The following is a 15408-nucleotide window of genomic DNA, read 5'->3' as shown; positions in this document are numbered from 1 at the left end:
CTCCTCCCTCTTGCTGGGCCACTGCACGAACTGGAGCGTCCAGTTATAGGGGGCGCTGCTCCAGTCCAGCTTCATGGACAGTTCAGGAGAGATACCGTAGCAGCAGATTTTTCCGTTGTATTTCACCAGCCCCATCGCCTGGTTAATCAGTGCATTGACGCCCACCGCGTCCACCACATAATCCACGCCATCCGGGAAAATCCGTTTCACCTCCTCCGTCACATTACAGGAGGCAGAATGAAACGCGTAATCGGCCCCCATCCGCCTCGCGGTTTCCACCTTGTCCTCCAGAATATCCGTGGTGATGACCGTCTTAAGCCCCAGCAGCTTTAAAAACCTGGTAAAGCAGAGCCCTACCGGACCCGCGCCGAATACCACTGCGGTCTCATTAGGCTGGAATCCGAACCTTCGGATGGCGCTTAAGACCTCCCGAAACGTGATGATCATGGAAGCTCCCACCGCATCCACCCGATCCTCCGGCCGTATAACGGTCTGAGCCGCATAGGCCTCGTTCCACTGTTTTGTGCCAGGACCCATCCCATGACGGATGGCGCTCTTCTCATCTCCCACCACACAGTATTCCGCATAGGCGCCCCATCCCGGAACGTATCCATCGGCCGCCTCCTCCAGAAATGGGAGCAGCACACGGTCGCCCACATGAAGGTTTTCCACAAATTCTCCCGTTTTTACCACTTTTCCCACACCTTCGTGCCCCAGTATGGCAGGGTATGTGTGGAAATTCTTAAATGTCCTGTGAATCAGCTTACTATCCGTTCCGTTGCACACCCCGCAGCTCTCCATTTTCACAAGAGCCTGGCACGGGCCAATCTGCGGCATGCTTACCTCTTCCACCGATAAACGGCCTTCCCCATCTACAATTAACGCTTTCATACGCTTCTCCTTTTTTGTTTGCCCGTAATGCATTGGTCTGTTCAAACACACCCTAACCAATCGCTGCCGCCAAAGCCCACAGGCAGCCGCATACCGCCTCCTGTGCATTTACGGTCTTTGGATAATGGATATAGTCCTCATAACACTTCTGGACGCAGAGCCCCTGGCACGCCGTATGGACATCAGGCAGCCCGTCTTCCCCCGGGACGATGCGGGCAAGAAGCCCTTCGTATCCTTTTCTTAAGACCGCCCCCGCCGTCGCCACCGGCACTATTCCCTTATCCGCCGCCCATTTCCAGGTGTACAGAAACATGGCGCTTCCCGAGGTGTCGCACCAGTTATCCACGTCATCGGTGCGATCTACTACCTGTCTCCACAGACCGTTCTCCCGGTTCTGATATTTCTCCAGGCCGGCCAGCAGCTGATTCAGCTGATTCTCCACCATCCTCTTTCCCTCATAACCGGCTGGAAGGAGATCGAGAACTTCAGTCAGAATCAGGGCATACCACCCCAGCCCCTCGCTCCAGACACATCCTGACCTGCCCTCCGGACCAGCCCAGGGAGCCAGACAGTCCTCACTGTAGGCGTGTACCAAAAGACCGTCGTGCACATGGCAGTACCGGTAAATCAGTTCCAGCTGCAGCACCGCCTCGTCAAAACACTCCGTCTCCCCGAATACGGCACCGTACCGGCATAAAAACATCTGCCCCATAAAGACGCCGTCCACCCACATTTCTCCCGGAAACTCGGTACGGTTATGAAGAAACCCTCCTTCTCTCGTCCGCGGATAATCCCGGTAGGTTTCCCGGATCTTTCTGCATGCCGTCTCAAACCGTTTCTCCCCCGTATGCTCATACATCCAGACCAGCACGGCCCCAGTCATCATGTCGTCCATGCTGCATCCCGTAAAGCCCCGGACACTTCCGTCCTCCTCCACATGGTCCAGACAGTATGCAAGCACATACTGGTAGTACAACTCATCCCCTGTTTTCTCCCATAAATGAATAAACCCCATCAAAAGATAGCCCTGCGGATAGCTCCAGGAACGGTATGGATACTCATCCGCCTTCGGATACCGTTTCTGTATGGCTGCCGCCAGTTCCCGCGCCCTTCCGGGCAGATCCGTTCTGTTTATTTTCATATTACATCTCCTTTTTGATAAATCTATCCCTTAACCGCCCCCGCGGTCACTCCCTGCACGATGAATTTCTGTAAAAACAGGAATAAGAAAAACATGGGAAGAATCGAGAGGAGGCACGCCGCAGACGCCAGATTCAGATACGAGATCTGCTGCCCGATAAATGACTGCTGCGCCACGGGCAGTGTCCTCACGGCCTCCTTGGATACCACAACCAGGGCGATCTGATAGTCATTCCAGATTCCCAGCGCCGATAATACGACAACCGTCATGGTAACCGGCTTTAATAATGGAAAAACAATTCTCCAAAAGGTCCCCATCCTGCTGCATCCGTCGATCGCCGCCGCTTCCTCCAGTTCCACCGGAACGGTTTTGATAAAGCCGCAGTAGAGGAAGATGTCAAAGCCCATCTGAAATCCCACAGACACGAGCACATAGGCTGGACGGCTGTTTAAGAGATGAAGGTTCATCAGATTCTTATAGAGCGGAAACATGATGGTCTGAAACGGCAGCATGACGGAAGCCAGGAAAATGTACTGCCAGACTCCGTAAAACCGGTTGTTTCCCCGCCGCACCACGATATAGGCCGCCATGGAACAGATGAGAACCAGAACAACGACTCCGCACACGGTAGATACCGTGGAATTGGTAAAGGCCCTCAGGAAATCAGATTTCTGCACCGCCTCCACAAAATTCTGAAGATAGAGCGTATCCGGAAATGCGAGGGGGTTCTTAAGCATGGTCGCCTCCCTCGGCTTAAACGCATAGATAATCAGGACGTAAAACGGAGCCAAAAACAGAATCGTCACACACCACATGACCAGGCTCAGCAGGATAAAACGCCGGCCGGAGGCCGTATGTAATTTCTTTCCCATCACAGCTGCACCTCCCTCTTCCGCAGCAGCTTCGTAACCACTCCCGTGATTACCACCACGAAGATCAGCATCACCAGGCCGGCCATCTGCCCGTATCCGGCCCTGTTATTCGTGAAGAAATGATTGTATACGAACAGGGAAAACGTCTCGGACGCCTTTCCCGGTCCCCCACCCGTTGCTGCCTTCGGATAGTCGAAGACTTTTAACCCATACCCCAGCCACAGTGTGACACAGGTGGTAAAGGCCGGGGCCAGCATGGGAAATGTCACGTTCCAGAAGGACTGCCACGCGTTTGCCCCATCGATTCGGGCCGCCTCCTTTAGGTCTCCGGGCACCGACTGAATACCGGCGTTGTAGATCACCATGGCCAGTCCCGTATCCCGCCACAGACACATCAGGGCAATTCCCGGAATCACCGTGGTCAGCCTGGTAAGCGGACTTACAATGCCGAAGTTCACCGGAAATACGTCTCCATAAATTCTCTGCCAGATAAAAGCCGTGATTACCAGGCTGGCGATAATCGGAAGGAACATGGCGCTTTTCAAGAACCGGTTGCCTGCGACGTTTAAGTTTAATCCTACGGTTATGGCCAGTGCCAGGATGTTGACGCCGATGCAGGTAATTACCGTGTACTCCATAGTATTGGAGACTGCATTGATCGTCTGTGTATCGTGAAACAGGGCGGTTAAGTTCTTAAGCCCCACAAAATCATACTCCTTCGACAGACCGTTCCAGTTTGTGAACGCAATCCCGAACGCCTGAAAAAACGGGACTGCGATGACGAAAAGGAATACCAGGGCGGCCGGGAGTAAAAACATAAAATCAATACTGTTTCTCTTAACAGACTTCCATCTGCCTTTCATAGCATACGCCTCCTTTAGGAAAAGGGAGCCGCCGCATTTCCGGCCGCTCCCTTTTCGTCAATTCCCGTCAGCCCCCTGTAGCCCGGATATTGTCAAATGATTTCTGCCACTTCTCGATCACCGTCTCCGGAGAATCCCCCGCAATTCTTCCCTCGATATAGATCTTGTCAAAATCCTGGTAATACTGGCCCGCCAGGCCCGGATTCATCTCAAAATAGTATCCCTTTTCGTCCAGAACCTCTGTAAAGATCGTAAGAAGCGGATCCGGATTATCCGCGCTGACGCCCGAGAGAGCACTGATACAGCCCGATGCGTTGGCCCATACTTTTCCCGCCTCCGGTGTCAGAACAAACTCTGCGAACAGCATGGCCTCTTCCATGTGCTTGCTCCCGGACGAAATCATGAAGGAGTCATCGGCATTGGCCGGCATATAGTTCTTTGCAGGATCATCAGACCATGGATAATACGTAAATCCAAACTCATCCGTATTGCCTGCTGCCTTCTGTGCAATACGGATATCGGAGATCGCCCATGTTCCCTGCATCATCATGGCTGCGTCGCCGCGTCCAAACTGCGCATACTGGTCGGAAGCCTGCTGGCTTGCCGCCTTCTCATCTACCAGCGCGTAATCGCGAACCAGCTTCTGACCGTGCGTAATAATGTCTACAAACTCCGGATAATCGGAAAACTTCTTTTCCCCACTCATCAGTTTCTCAAAAATCATCGGATCGGCAACCATCGGTCCCGTAAAAGTCTGGCCCTCGATGATGATATTCTCTGTCCAGGATTCCGCATAACCGGAAGCCAGCGGAACCATTCCCGCATCCTTTATCTTCTGGCAGGCCTCTAAAACTCCCGACATCGTATCTAAATCCTCCGGCTTCACTCCCGCCTTCTCCAGCATGTTTTTGTTGTAATAGAAGCCGTATCCGCCTCTGTCCAGAGGAATTCCATAGATTTTTCCGTCCAGTGATATGGAATCGATGCAATTCTTATCGATATTATCCGGGAAAATAGAAGGGTCCAGCGGTTCCACCAACCCGGCTTCGATAACCTCCGGCGTCTCAAACGGCCGGTAATTGATGAAATCAGGCGCATTGTCCGCCGCTACCCGCTGTTTGTACTGATTGATAAAATCATCTCTGGAAAGGAACTCCACTTCGATCTTTATGTTCGGATACTTCTTCGTAAATGCTTCCGACAGCGCTACCAGTCCGTCTTTCTTCCCCTGTTCCCCCATGTGGTGAAGAAATGTCAGTGTAACTTCCTCTTTGCTCTCCTCTTTTTTCTCTTCCTTCCCCTCCTCTTTCTTTGCCTCTGCTTTTGCTTCTGTCTCTGCCTGAGCAGCACTCTTCGTCTCTCCGGTCTTCCCGGATCCCGAGCTGCATCCCGTCACAGCCGCGATGGCCATACATGACGCCAGTGCCAGACTAACCCATCTTTTTTCTCTCTTTCTCATATCTCTTCTCCTTTTCTTTGTTCTTGGGGTTCCCACTGACACTATTGTATATCATTCAACATGCACAAACAATTTAATAGAAATGATATTTTATTAGTTATTATGACATCTTTTTTTTATCTGCGATGTCAAATTACCAGGCGGACTCCCGATCGGGATACATGTATTACGTTCCGTTCTGAATATACTCCGTCGGTGATTTTCCCGTTTCTTTTTTAAAGAACTGATAAAAATACGCATAATTGTCGATTCCCACCATGTTGGATACCTCATAGACCTTATATCTGCCCTCACGGAGCAGATTGACCGCTGTCTCCAGGCGAATCTGATTGAGAACGTCGATAAAACTCTTCCCCGTATCCTTTTTGATCAGCCGGCTTAAATGAGCCGCCGACAATCCTGCGTAGTCGGCCAGTTCCGTCAGAGTGATCTTCCTGCTTAAGTTTTCCCGCATATACGCCAGCGCCCGGCGCACTACTATGGCGTAGTGCTCCTCCTTCTTCTCTTCCAGATACTGCATATGCTCCTCTCGGGCCATTTCAGTCAGGATTTGATTTTCGGTCAGGCTGCACGTTCCATTGAGGCTTACATTTCCGGTCGTTTTTCCTTCTCCAGACAGGTTTCTTTCTCCCTTCAGGCCTCCGACTCCGTCCCTCACCTCCACACTCCCCCTGGCAATCCGCCTCACCGTCTCCACCAGCTCCTTATTTTCAATCGGCTTCAGCAGAATATCCGCGGCCCCCAGCCGCAGCGCCTGCTGCGCATACTGAAACTCGTCGAAACCGGTAATGACAATGGACGAAAACGTATCGTACTCCTCTTTCAAGGCCTTAACCATCTCCAGGCCATCCATTCCAGGCATTTTAATATCGGTGATGATGATGTCCGGATGATGCTCCTTCGCATATTGGAATCCCTCGATCCCATTCGTCAGCCTTCCCTCGATTTCGCAGCCCATGGCCGCCCAGTCAATCGTTTCGCAGACAGCCCTCCGGACGAGAGCATTGTCATCGACTACCATAATTTTAATCATGTAAATCCCCCGTTTCTGTCGAGGGCAGGAAGGACTACCTTCACGACGGTCCCCTTCCCCACCTGGCTCGACACTGTAATTCCGTACTCCTGCCCGTACAGAATTTTTATCCGTTTCTCTACGCTTACCAGGCCGAAATGGCTGGAACTGTCTTCCTCCGCACTGACAGAAAAATCGCAGTATCGTTTCAGAGTCTCCTCGTCCATTCCCGCTCCGTTATCTGCAATCTGTATCACCACGGCCGCTTCTCCCTTCGGCCCGGCAATCAGATCCGATGAGACAAAGATTACTGCCCCCTCACTTAAATTCTCCACCCCATGAATGACCGCATTTTCCACCAGCGGCTGTAAAAGCAGAGAAGGCACCTGGTACTCCTCCGCCTGCGGTTCCACATCAAAAAATACCTCCAGCCGGTCCTCCATCATGAATTTCTGGACCTCCAGATAGTCACTGACATAGCTGAGCTCCTCCTTAAGCGTCACAGTGCTCTTTCTCCGGTTAATGGCCACACGCATCAGCCGTCCCAGAGACGTACAGATGGAGGCGATTGTGTCCTGTCCGTTTAATTTGGCAACGGCATTTAAGGACTCCATGGCATTGAAAATAAAATGTGGATTCACTCTCGCCTGAAGTGCCCCGTACTCCGCCTGAAGCGCCTTATACTCCGCCTGCTCCGTCTCCAGCTTCTGTCTGGCCAGATGCTCCACCATGTCCTGTAAGCTGACCGCCATATCGTTGAATGCAATGGTAATCTGGCCGATCTCATCTTTGGAATAGGGGACGGAGAGCGTGGTCCACTCCCCCTGCTTGAGGCGCTGGATGTGATCATACAGCTGGCGGATTCCCCTCGTAATACTGCCAGAGATCACTGCGGCGCAGATTACCGCCGCCAGTATGGTCGCAGAGCAGACGATCAGAATCGCCACCAGCATCTGATTCATGGGACCGAAGAGCTCCTGCTCGTTAATAAGATAGATCACGTTCCACTTCTTGTCCTCGGTTTCCTTATTTCGGACCAGATAGCTCCTGCTTCCGCTCCTGATTAATTGGCGGGAATCACCGGACTCTCTGCTCTTCTCCAGAATGGACGCAGGATTTAATTGTTCGCCGTTCCTTCCAAAGATCACCTCCCCCTCCGGGTTTAGGATGGTAACCTTTCCATTTTTGCTCTGTTCCAGTGCCAGAAACTGACGTTCAAATAGATCCCTGCTGATCCCCACCGCGATCACACCGTCATATTCCAGCCTGACCGGGCTGTAAATGGACCGGATCATGTAGACCTTTTCCGGCTCTGAGGCAAAACACCTCCAAATGGCGCCCTTCGGTATTACTTTTCTGTTGACCCGGATATAGTCTGCAATCTCCTGGTTCACATCCTTAAAGCTCTGTGTTTTATAATCATAATAGGTAATCACCGAGCTGTTGTCCAATGCGTAGAAATCCAGGATTGGCGACCTCGATGTGTTTCTCTGATTCACGAAGGAAGCCACGGCGCGGCGGTTGTAATAGATATTGCTGTCCTTTTTATTTAAATAGCTGCCGAACAAATCCCAGTTCTGCACCATATTTAACATCGTATCCTCATATTCCCGTGTTCTCGTTCCGATATTGACGGCGATCTGGTCAACCAACGTCTCCACATACACCCCCGTACTGTCCAGTTGACGTCTTATGTAAACCGAGCTGATAATCCCTCCCGCTGCCAGAATACCGGCTGTAATCAAGGATACACTGGTCAGAAGTATCTTTTTTCCAATTTTCATACTGCAATCCCCCGATTTTTAACAGAATGTTCTGATTTTATTCTAAGCGTTTCCTGAAGAGATAGCAATTCTGTTTTTGGTGGAAATTATTAGATTTTCTGACATTTCTGAAGTCCGGGGAGAAAACATGGAAAACTACATCCGGATAGGGACGGGGAATTGCGTTTTTTATATATATAGTATATGATATAGGAGATTATAAAATAAAAGCTGCGGCAAATACAAGAAGAATGGAGAAATGCATGACAGGATTGATTATCACAGGACATGGGCAGTTTGCCTCCGGTTTGGTCAGCGCGGTGGAATTGCTGATTGGACATCAGGAGCTGCTGGCTGCCGTGGATTTTAAATCCGGGCAAAGCTGGGATACATTGATGGAACATTTAAAAGATGCAGTCGGAACCATGCAGACTTGTGACGAGCTTCTCATACTGTGCGATATGATCGGCGGATCTCCTTATAAATGTGCAGCCGCGCTGACAGATACAGACCCGCGGCTGACGGTTCTATATGGAATTAATCTGGGTATGGCGCTGGAACTGGCCATTCGATGCAGGATGGGACTGGACAATGACGCGCCCGCGCTTGCCGGAGAGATGGTTGCTACCGGAAAGGCACAGATCGGAATGTATCGGTCGGAACCGGAAATGGATGACAGAATTTCAGATGATAAAAGCAGTGATCTTTGATATGGACGGTGTTCTGACCGACAGTGAAATCGTATATTTGAACCACATGTTTCAGTGTCTGAAGAAATGATACCCGGCCTTCTAAAAGAAATAAAAGACCGGGGCTATCTGCTGGCTCTCGCCTTATCGACGACCGTTTTCATTTTGACCGTACACTGGCTGATTACAGCATGTATGAGTTCTCCGAAGTTCTCACGATTCTGGATCAGCTGGCCGCTGTGAATCAGCAATAGCTTCGAAAAAAATCGCATTCCTCATCGTTGCACCGCGAAGCCTCCTGCAGGCGGATGTTGCAGTGGAACACGTGACCCAGAGGCCGGTCCGCGCTGCCATAATACCGGTATACAAACGGAATCTCAAACTCCATCAGCTTCTCCACCAGAAGCGGCGCCTGTTCTCTCAGAAAATCTCCGGCAGCCGTCATGAGAAACACCGGCGGATACTGACTGGTCACGTAATTCACAAGGCTGATTTTCTCGTATTCGTCTTTCGTCCCTCTCTCCGGCAGAAGGTCCGCCATAAGCAGATTGCTCTGGTCCTTCTCGTCTTCAGAGACCGGCGCCCGGTAGACGCCGCAGTTCAGTGCAACAGCCGTCGGCACAAATCCCTCAGGCGGCTGAAAGGAATACTTTGCCGCATATTCCGGGTTTGTGCAGACAGCGGCATAAAGCCCCAGATTGTGGGCCCCGGCGGAATCCCCCACACCGAAAATCCGCGTCCGGTCAAAACCATATTCCTCCGCATGATCCAGCACCCAGGCAAACACCTGATTTGTGTCCTCCAGCGCCGCGGGAAATTTATATTCCGGTGCGAGACGGTAGGTGAAATTTACGACTGCGAATCCGCGGCATGCCAGATCCATACAGTAGTACTGGTACCTCTCCTTGTCACCATACACCCAGCCGCCGCCATGAACACTTACAATAACCGGGAGTACCCCCGCCTTGTCTCTTGGACGGTATACATCGAGAATCTGCCGCTCTGCATCTTCCCCATAGACGATATCGTCAAAACGCCGGATTCCCTCCGGTGTGGTGAGACCGGCATCCCGCCGGTCATCCCCCTCCCGAAACAGTTTACGAATTGTATCACTCATTTCTGACATAGTTATCTGTACCTCTCTATTTTATATTCCGTTTTGCTTCCAGGTCATTCTGAATCGCCACAATATACTTATCGATATTCATCATGAAGCACAGAACCAGGCAAATCACCGCGATGATCGCACCGCTGTAACCAAACCCGAACCGAATCATAGTAACAGCGGAAGCCGGCTGCACCGCGGCGGTCCCATCATATCCGCCCATGGTAATGAGCCAGGTGCAGAGGGCAGAGCCGAGGCCGATTCCAACCTTCATACCGAAGGATGTACAGCAGTTGACCAGTCCTTCCGAGCGGACTCCGGTCTTCCATTCACCGTAATCCACGACATCCGCGGTCATTGCAAAGATACCGGACATGATCGGTCCCATTCCCGTTCCTTTTATGATCAGCCCCAGAAGAACCAGCGGGAAACTGGAACCGGCCGCACCGATAATTAGCCCGCCCAGAGCCATCAGGAATGCACCGCCAATCATCAGTTTCCATTTTCCATATCTCTGAATGGCCTTCGGCAGCATAAGATTCACGATGATGGCCGGAATCGTAGTAGCCATGGATATGTAGGTTAAGTAACCCAGATTATTTAAAACGATATTGCAAAAATAAAATGTTGTGGAACCGGTACTGACGATTCCAATATACAGAAACATAAACAGCAGACTCTGAATATAAAAATACCTGTTTTTGAAAAGTGCCGGCAGTGCTGTACTCAGCGGAACATTCTCCACCTGAACCACACCGGTTTCCGCGTCTTCCCCGATATGCTCCCTGGTACCCAGAAAGCAGATGAGACACATTAAAAATGTTACGATGCCGTAAATAATCGACAGCCAGAACCATCCCGCCGTAGACAAAAGGGTTGCTGTCACCGCATTAATAATCAGCGTTGTAAGCTGAGTCATGATGAAACGCGTAGTCGCCGCGGAGGCACGGTCCTGTACATTCAGCGTCATGCGCGACAGCAGTGCGTTAAACGGCAGGTTGTTAGCTGTATACACGATACAGTTCTGGAAAATATAGGTCAGATACGCATAGACCAGCTTTCCATTTCCGCTTAAACCTCCGGGAACATTAAATTCCAGGATCAGAGCGATCGCCATAAGCGGCGCTGTCCACAGCACCCATGGCCTTGCCTTGCCCCAGCGGGTCTTCGTTTTATCGACAATCGCCCCCATGACAATATCGGTGACACCATCGAACACGCGCGCCAGCAGCATCATAGTGCCGACCGCGGCGGCAGCGATCCCCACAGTGTCCGTATAATACGCAGTTAAAAATGTAGAACACAGGGCTACTGTCACATTGGCTCCGCAGTCTCCCATACCATAAGAAATTTTTTCCGACCATGATAAACCGGTTTTCTTTTTTCCCATTGCTTCCCCTCTCCTGTAACTTGATTTTTATAATCCTCATTATAACGGAGACGGACAGGGAATTCCTTGCGTATTTTAGCCAAAAACATCCATATATTGACCTGTACATGAAAATGCAGCCGCTATTATTCTTTATTCTTCTTTATTTCTTTCCATTTTTCTATATTGGAACGGGGTTGTGCCATACTCCTCCTTAAACGCCAGAATCAGTCTCCGGTCGTCAGAGAAGCCATTATTGAGAGCAATCTCAAGAATCCCGGAATTAGTAGCCATCAGCTGCATCCGCGCCTTCTGAAGACGGTATTTCGTCAAGTACTCAATAAAGGTCATCCCCGTATGCTTCTTGAAGAAACGGGCGAAGTACTCTTTGGAAAAGTAAAACTTATCCGCGATCTCTGCCTGAGAAAGCTTTTCCATGTAATGGTTTTCAATAAACTGGAGGACGCCTTTCAGCCTCTCGAGGTTCTTCTGATTGTTCAACGGCAGGATCACATTTTTCTCTGCCACTCCCTCCTGCGTGATATGGTAAAGAAGCTGGAGTACCAGTCCTTTTATATAAATCCGCTCATAGCATGACGTCTGCGCCTCATCGTCGTAATGGGACAGCGTCACCATTAAATTCCCTATTTCCGGAGTCGTCATCTCCTTCTCATTGAGAAAATACATGTTTTTAAAATCCGGAAATATGCCCTCCAGAAATTCCCGTGAAATAAGCAGTGCAATCACCACTTTTCTTCCACTTCCATATACCGTGCGGTCCGGTATGATATTATGACTGCTTTCTGAGTTCACGACGATCAGCCTTCCCGGCTGTGACTTGATGCAGGTCCCGTCAATATAATGCAGACTGTTCCCCTGCAGCGTATAAACAATCTCCAGTTCCTCGTGCCAGTGATTAAACAGAAGTTCATCACTGCTCAACGGATAATGGGGAATATTATAGATATGAAACGGATTATCCCCATCATATTCAAACATCTGGCGCTTTGCAACAGGTTCACTCACATTCCCATCCCCTTTCCAGCCCCGTCCGGTTGCTTTTCTTTCGTCTTAATGCACGGTCTTATCTTTCTTCGCTTTCGTCTCGGTGTGCTGTCTTATCTGATACTGCCTCTGTCCTGATTATAGCGGATATTACGGCTTCTGTAAATTTAAACGTCAGCTCATTCATCCTCGTATTTGACAGACAATCCAAAAAGAGATACACTTACTGTAATTCACCATGCAAGACGGTACCACTGACAGGAGGATCATAGCTTCATGAGATTAAACCAACGTCTTCTTACCATTTCCGCAGGATTATGTCTGTCCCTGGCACTCGCCGGTACAGTTTCGGCTGTCCGGCCGCAGGAGGCATATGCCGCGGTAAGCACGGCCAGCAGGAATCAAGGCACTGGCTGGCTGCACAAGGGAAATCAATGGCAGTATGCGCTCCCTGACGGCACCCTGATACGCGGCGGCTGGATCAGGGATGGAAACGGCTGGTATTACTTTGATGCCGATGGAATAATGGTGAGCGACACCACGCGCGACATAGAAGGCCATACCTACAGCTTCGAACGCTCGGGAGCCTGGAAAGAGACGCCCACAACGGACCCTCTTTTCGTCCATCTTCCCTCCGGCCGGTTCGAGAATTCAGTCTATGAGCATCCCTGGGCCGGAATCCGTATTACGCTGCCGGAATATACCTTTGTGCAGACCGCCGAAGAACTGAATGTACTTTCCGCTCATGACTATATCCCAAGCTATTACGATTTCCTGGCTGTCACTCCGGATCAGTCGCTGTTTGGAGTCGTCATTCAGTATAACAGTGATCCGATAGAGCAGATTCTGGAGGACGATCTCAATGTATTTTCTGCATTCTGGGGGAAATACGATCTGACTCCGACTGCCCCGCGGCCCGTGACCGTGGCCGGCCAGACTTATCAGAAAATGGTCTGTAAAATACCGGAGAACCTCGAGATGAACGTCTACCTGCGAAATGAGGATAACAAAGTGGTCTATCTCTTTTCCATCGCCGCAGACGAAGAAACTGCCGACCGGTTAATTGAAACAATTGTTCCCTGCGAGTAATCCACTGGGACACTGAGCTGCTGTAGAATTCAGGTGTGCTTATGATAAAGACAGAATTTGGAATCATGGATACAATCGATCCAGAAAAAAATTATGTGAAATATGAACCTCAGAAGTATGGCTGTGTTGCCATCGATGACGACAAGTATATCAATGACTGGTGGCCGCGGCTGCTGTTGATCCGGACCTACACACAGTCCCTCAGCCGCCCCTCCTTTGCCCTCGACAGATACGGTGTTACCTTAATCCCGCCGGAGTCTCTCCCCGCACTGCAGGATATCGTGATCAGCGACAAAAGAATCAATCACGATCACAACCTCATTGCGCTTGCAGACAAGATCAGCCAGGCGATCGATGAACAGAAGTATATGATACACTTTGGGGTGTAACGCAAAAACGGATTTCCATCTCTGGAAATCCGTTTTCTTACATAATAAGAGCGCGAGACGGGGATCGAACCCGCGACCCCAACCTTGGCAAGGTTGTACTCCACCACTGAGCCACTCGCGCTTATTCTATAAAAACGAAGCGACTCTCATCTCTCCGTTTTCTCTTAGGGCATATACCCTCAAAACCACACATTGTACATATCTTTCATCCGTTCTTACTTCCTCTGCCATTTCTGACAACCTAAACCAACTTGGTTAAGCCCTCGACCTATTAGTGACAGTCAGCTACACATGTTGCCATGCTTCCACCTCTGCCCTATCTACCTCGTCGTCTTCAAGGGGTCTTACTCTTGCGATGGGATATCTCATCTTGAGGGGGGCTTCACGCTTAGATGCCTTCAGCGTTTATCCCTTCCCGACTTGGCTACCCGGCCATGGGTTTGATACCCAACCGGTACACCAGAGGTCAGTCCATCCCGGTCCTCTCGTACTAAGGACAGCTCCTCTCAAATATCCTACGCCCACGCCGGATAGGGACCGAACTGTCTCACGACGTTCTGAACCCAGCTCGCGTACCGCTTTAATGGGCGAACAGCCCAACCCTTGGGACCTACTACAGCCCCAGGATGCGATGAGCCGACATCGAGGTGCCAAACCACTCCGTCGATGTGAACTCTTGGGAGTGATAAGCCTGTTATCCCCAGGGTAGCTTTTATCCGTTGAGCGATGGCAATCCCACTTTATACCACCGGATCACTAAGTCCTACTTTCGTACCTGCTCCACCCGTCGGTGTCGCAGTCAAGCTCCCTTCTGCCTTTGCACTCTTCGAATGGTTTCCGACCATTCTGAGGGAACCTTTGAGCGCCTCCGATACCCTTTCGGAGGCGACCGCCCCAGTCAAACTCCCCACCTGACATTGTCCCCCAGCCGGATCACGGCTGCTGGTTAGAAACCCAGTACTGCAAGGGTGGTATCCCAACATTGGCTCCATGGCAACTGGCGTTACCATTTCCTAGCCTCCCACCTATCCTGTACATGCAATACCGAATCCCAGTATCAAGCTGGAGTAAAGCTCCATGGGGTCTTTCCGTCCTGGCGCAGGTAACCAGCATCTTCACTGGTATTTCAATTTCACCGGATGCATTGTCGAGACAGCGCTCAAATCATTACGCCTTTCGTGCGGGTCGGAACTTACCCGACAAGGAATTTCGCTACCTTAGGACCGTTATAGTTACGGCCGCCGTTTACTGGGGCTTAAATTCAAAGCTTCGCTTGCGCTAACCTCTCCTCTTAACCTTCCAGCACCGGGCAGGCGTCAGCCCATATACCTCACCTTTCGGTTTCGCATAGACCTGTGTTTTTGCTAAACAGTTGCTTGAGCCTATTCTCTGCGGCCTGCTCTCGCAGGCACCCCTTCTCCCGAAGTTACGGGGTCATTTTGCCGAGTTCCTTAACAATGCTTCTCCCGCCGGCCTTAGGATTCTCTCCTCATCCACCTGTGTCGGTTTACGGTACGGGCACGTATTACACAATAGCGGCTTTTCTTGACAGCCCCTATACCAACTTCCCTACTTTTGTTCGGTACGCATCACGCTTTCCTGTTGTTAAACGGATTTTCCAGTCTAACCAGTCCGGCGCTTGCCCCGGTCTTTTCATTCCCGGGTTTGGCTTCGGTTCTGTGTCCCCACAGTTCTGATAATACGCGGTACAGGAATTTCAACCTGTTGTCCATCGACTACGTCTTTCGACCTCGCCTTAGG

The 15408-nt window shown here is 50.6% G+C and carries 13 protein-coding genes, 1 tRNA gene and 1 rRNA gene; 3 read left to right on the top strand and 12 right to left on the bottom strand.

Features of this window, described 5'->3' with window-relative positions; genetic code table 11:
• From ACLTD4_RS28530 to ACLTD4_RS28500, 7 genes are all read right to left on the bottom strand, one after another.
• Window positions 1–891, bottom strand: an 891-nt coding sequence (locus ACLTD4_RS28530) for a zinc-dependent alcohol dehydrogenase (RefSeq protein ID WP_412331754.1), incomplete at its 3' end; no start/stop codon positions are given.
• A 52-nt stretch (window positions 892–943) separates the two neighbouring features.
• Window positions 944–2032: a glycoside hydrolase family 105 protein gene (locus ACLTD4_RS28525; protein ID WP_055654370.1), complete on the bottom strand. Its 1089-nt coding sequence runs from the start codon at window positions 2030–2032 to the stop codon at window positions 944–946.
• A 23-nt stretch (window positions 2033–2055) separates the two neighbouring features.
• The gene (locus tag ACLTD4_RS28520; protein ID WP_055654372.1) at window positions 2056–2904 is read right to left on the bottom strand and encodes a carbohydrate ABC transporter permease; all 849 of its coding nucleotides are present in this window, start codon (window positions 2902–2904) and stop codon (window positions 2056–2058) included.
• Window positions 2904–3767 (bottom strand): carbohydrate ABC transporter permease, encoded by an 864-nt coding sequence (locus tag ACLTD4_RS28515; protein ID WP_117624172.1) that lies wholly within the window; start codon window positions 3765–3767, stop codon window positions 2904–2906. The genes ACLTD4_RS28520 and ACLTD4_RS28515 overlap by 1 nt, the downstream gene beginning before the upstream one ends.
• A gap of 67 nt (window positions 3768–3834) precedes the next feature.
• Window positions 3835–5226, bottom strand: coding sequence for an ABC transporter substrate-binding protein (locus ACLTD4_RS28510; RefSeq protein WP_055654376.1), 1392 nt, complete (start codon window positions 5224–5226; stop codon window positions 3835–3837).
• A 166-nt stretch (window positions 5227–5392) separates the two neighbouring features.
• The gene (locus tag ACLTD4_RS28505; protein ID WP_117624173.1) at window positions 5393–6259 is read right to left on the bottom strand and encodes a response regulator; all 867 of its coding nucleotides are present in this window, start codon (window positions 6257–6259) and stop codon (window positions 5393–5395) included.
• Complete coding sequence (locus ACLTD4_RS28500) at window positions 6256–8022, bottom strand: sensor histidine kinase (protein WP_002602268.1); 1767 nt, start codon at window positions 8020–8022, stop codon at window positions 6256–6258. The genes ACLTD4_RS28505 and ACLTD4_RS28500 overlap by 4 nt, the downstream gene beginning before the upstream one ends.
• Before the next feature lie 242 nt (window positions 8023–8264).
• Here ACLTD4_RS28500 and ACLTD4_RS28495 point away from each other — a divergent pair, with 242 nt between their 5' ends.
• Window positions 8265–8711: a PTS sugar transporter subunit IIA gene (locus ACLTD4_RS28495; RefSeq protein ID WP_117624178.1), complete on the top strand. Its 447-nt coding sequence runs from the start codon at window positions 8265–8267 to the stop codon at window positions 8709–8711.
• 223 nt (window positions 8712–8934) lie between these two features.
• Here ACLTD4_RS28495 and ACLTD4_RS28490 read toward each other — a convergent pair whose 3' ends face one another.
• From ACLTD4_RS28490 to ACLTD4_RS28480, 3 genes are all read right to left on the bottom strand, one after another.
• Window positions 8935–9816: an alpha/beta hydrolase gene (locus ACLTD4_RS28490; RefSeq protein ID WP_117624174.1), complete on the bottom strand. Its 882-nt coding sequence runs from the start codon at window positions 9814–9816 to the stop codon at window positions 8935–8937.
• 16 nt (window positions 9817–9832) lie between these two features.
• On the bottom strand, window positions 9833–11185 hold the full coding sequence (locus ACLTD4_RS28485; RefSeq protein WP_117624175.1) for an MFS transporter: 1353 nt from the start codon (window positions 11183–11185) through the stop codon (window positions 9833–9835).
• A gap of 132 nt (window positions 11186–11317) precedes the next feature.
• Window positions 11318–12190, bottom strand: a complete 873-nt coding sequence (locus ACLTD4_RS28480) for an AraC family transcriptional regulator (RefSeq protein ID WP_117624176.1) — start codon at window positions 12188–12190, stop codon at window positions 11318–11320.
• A 255-nt stretch (window positions 12191–12445) separates the two neighbouring features.
• Here ACLTD4_RS28480 and ACLTD4_RS28475 point away from each other — a divergent pair, with 255 nt between their 5' ends.
• Window positions 12446–13258 carry a choline-binding protein gene (locus tag ACLTD4_RS28475; protein ID WP_117624177.1) on the top strand — a complete coding sequence of 271 codons (813 nt, stop codon included), beginning with the start codon at window positions 12446–12448 and terminating at the stop codon, window positions 13256–13258.
• 41 nt (window positions 13259–13299) lie between these two features.
• Window positions 13300–13647, top strand: coding sequence for a hypothetical protein (locus ACLTD4_RS28470; RefSeq protein WP_002602260.1), 348 nt, complete (start codon window positions 13300–13302; stop codon window positions 13645–13647).
• Between the two features lie 49 nt (window positions 13648–13696).
• Here the strand turns inward: ACLTD4_RS28470 and ACLTD4_RS28465 are convergent.
• Together ACLTD4_RS28465 and ACLTD4_RS28460 are read right to left on the bottom strand one after the other, a co-directional pair.
• A tRNA-Gly gene (locus ACLTD4_RS28465) sits at window positions 13697–13768 on the bottom strand.
• Between the two features lie 130 nt (window positions 13769–13898).
• A 23S ribosomal RNA gene (locus ACLTD4_RS28460) occupies window positions 13899–15408 on the bottom strand; the annotation flags it as partial.

The sequence above is a fragment of the Hungatella sp. genome, from assembly GCF_046966825.1.
This window is presented reverse-complemented; position numbering and strand designations above follow the sequence as displayed.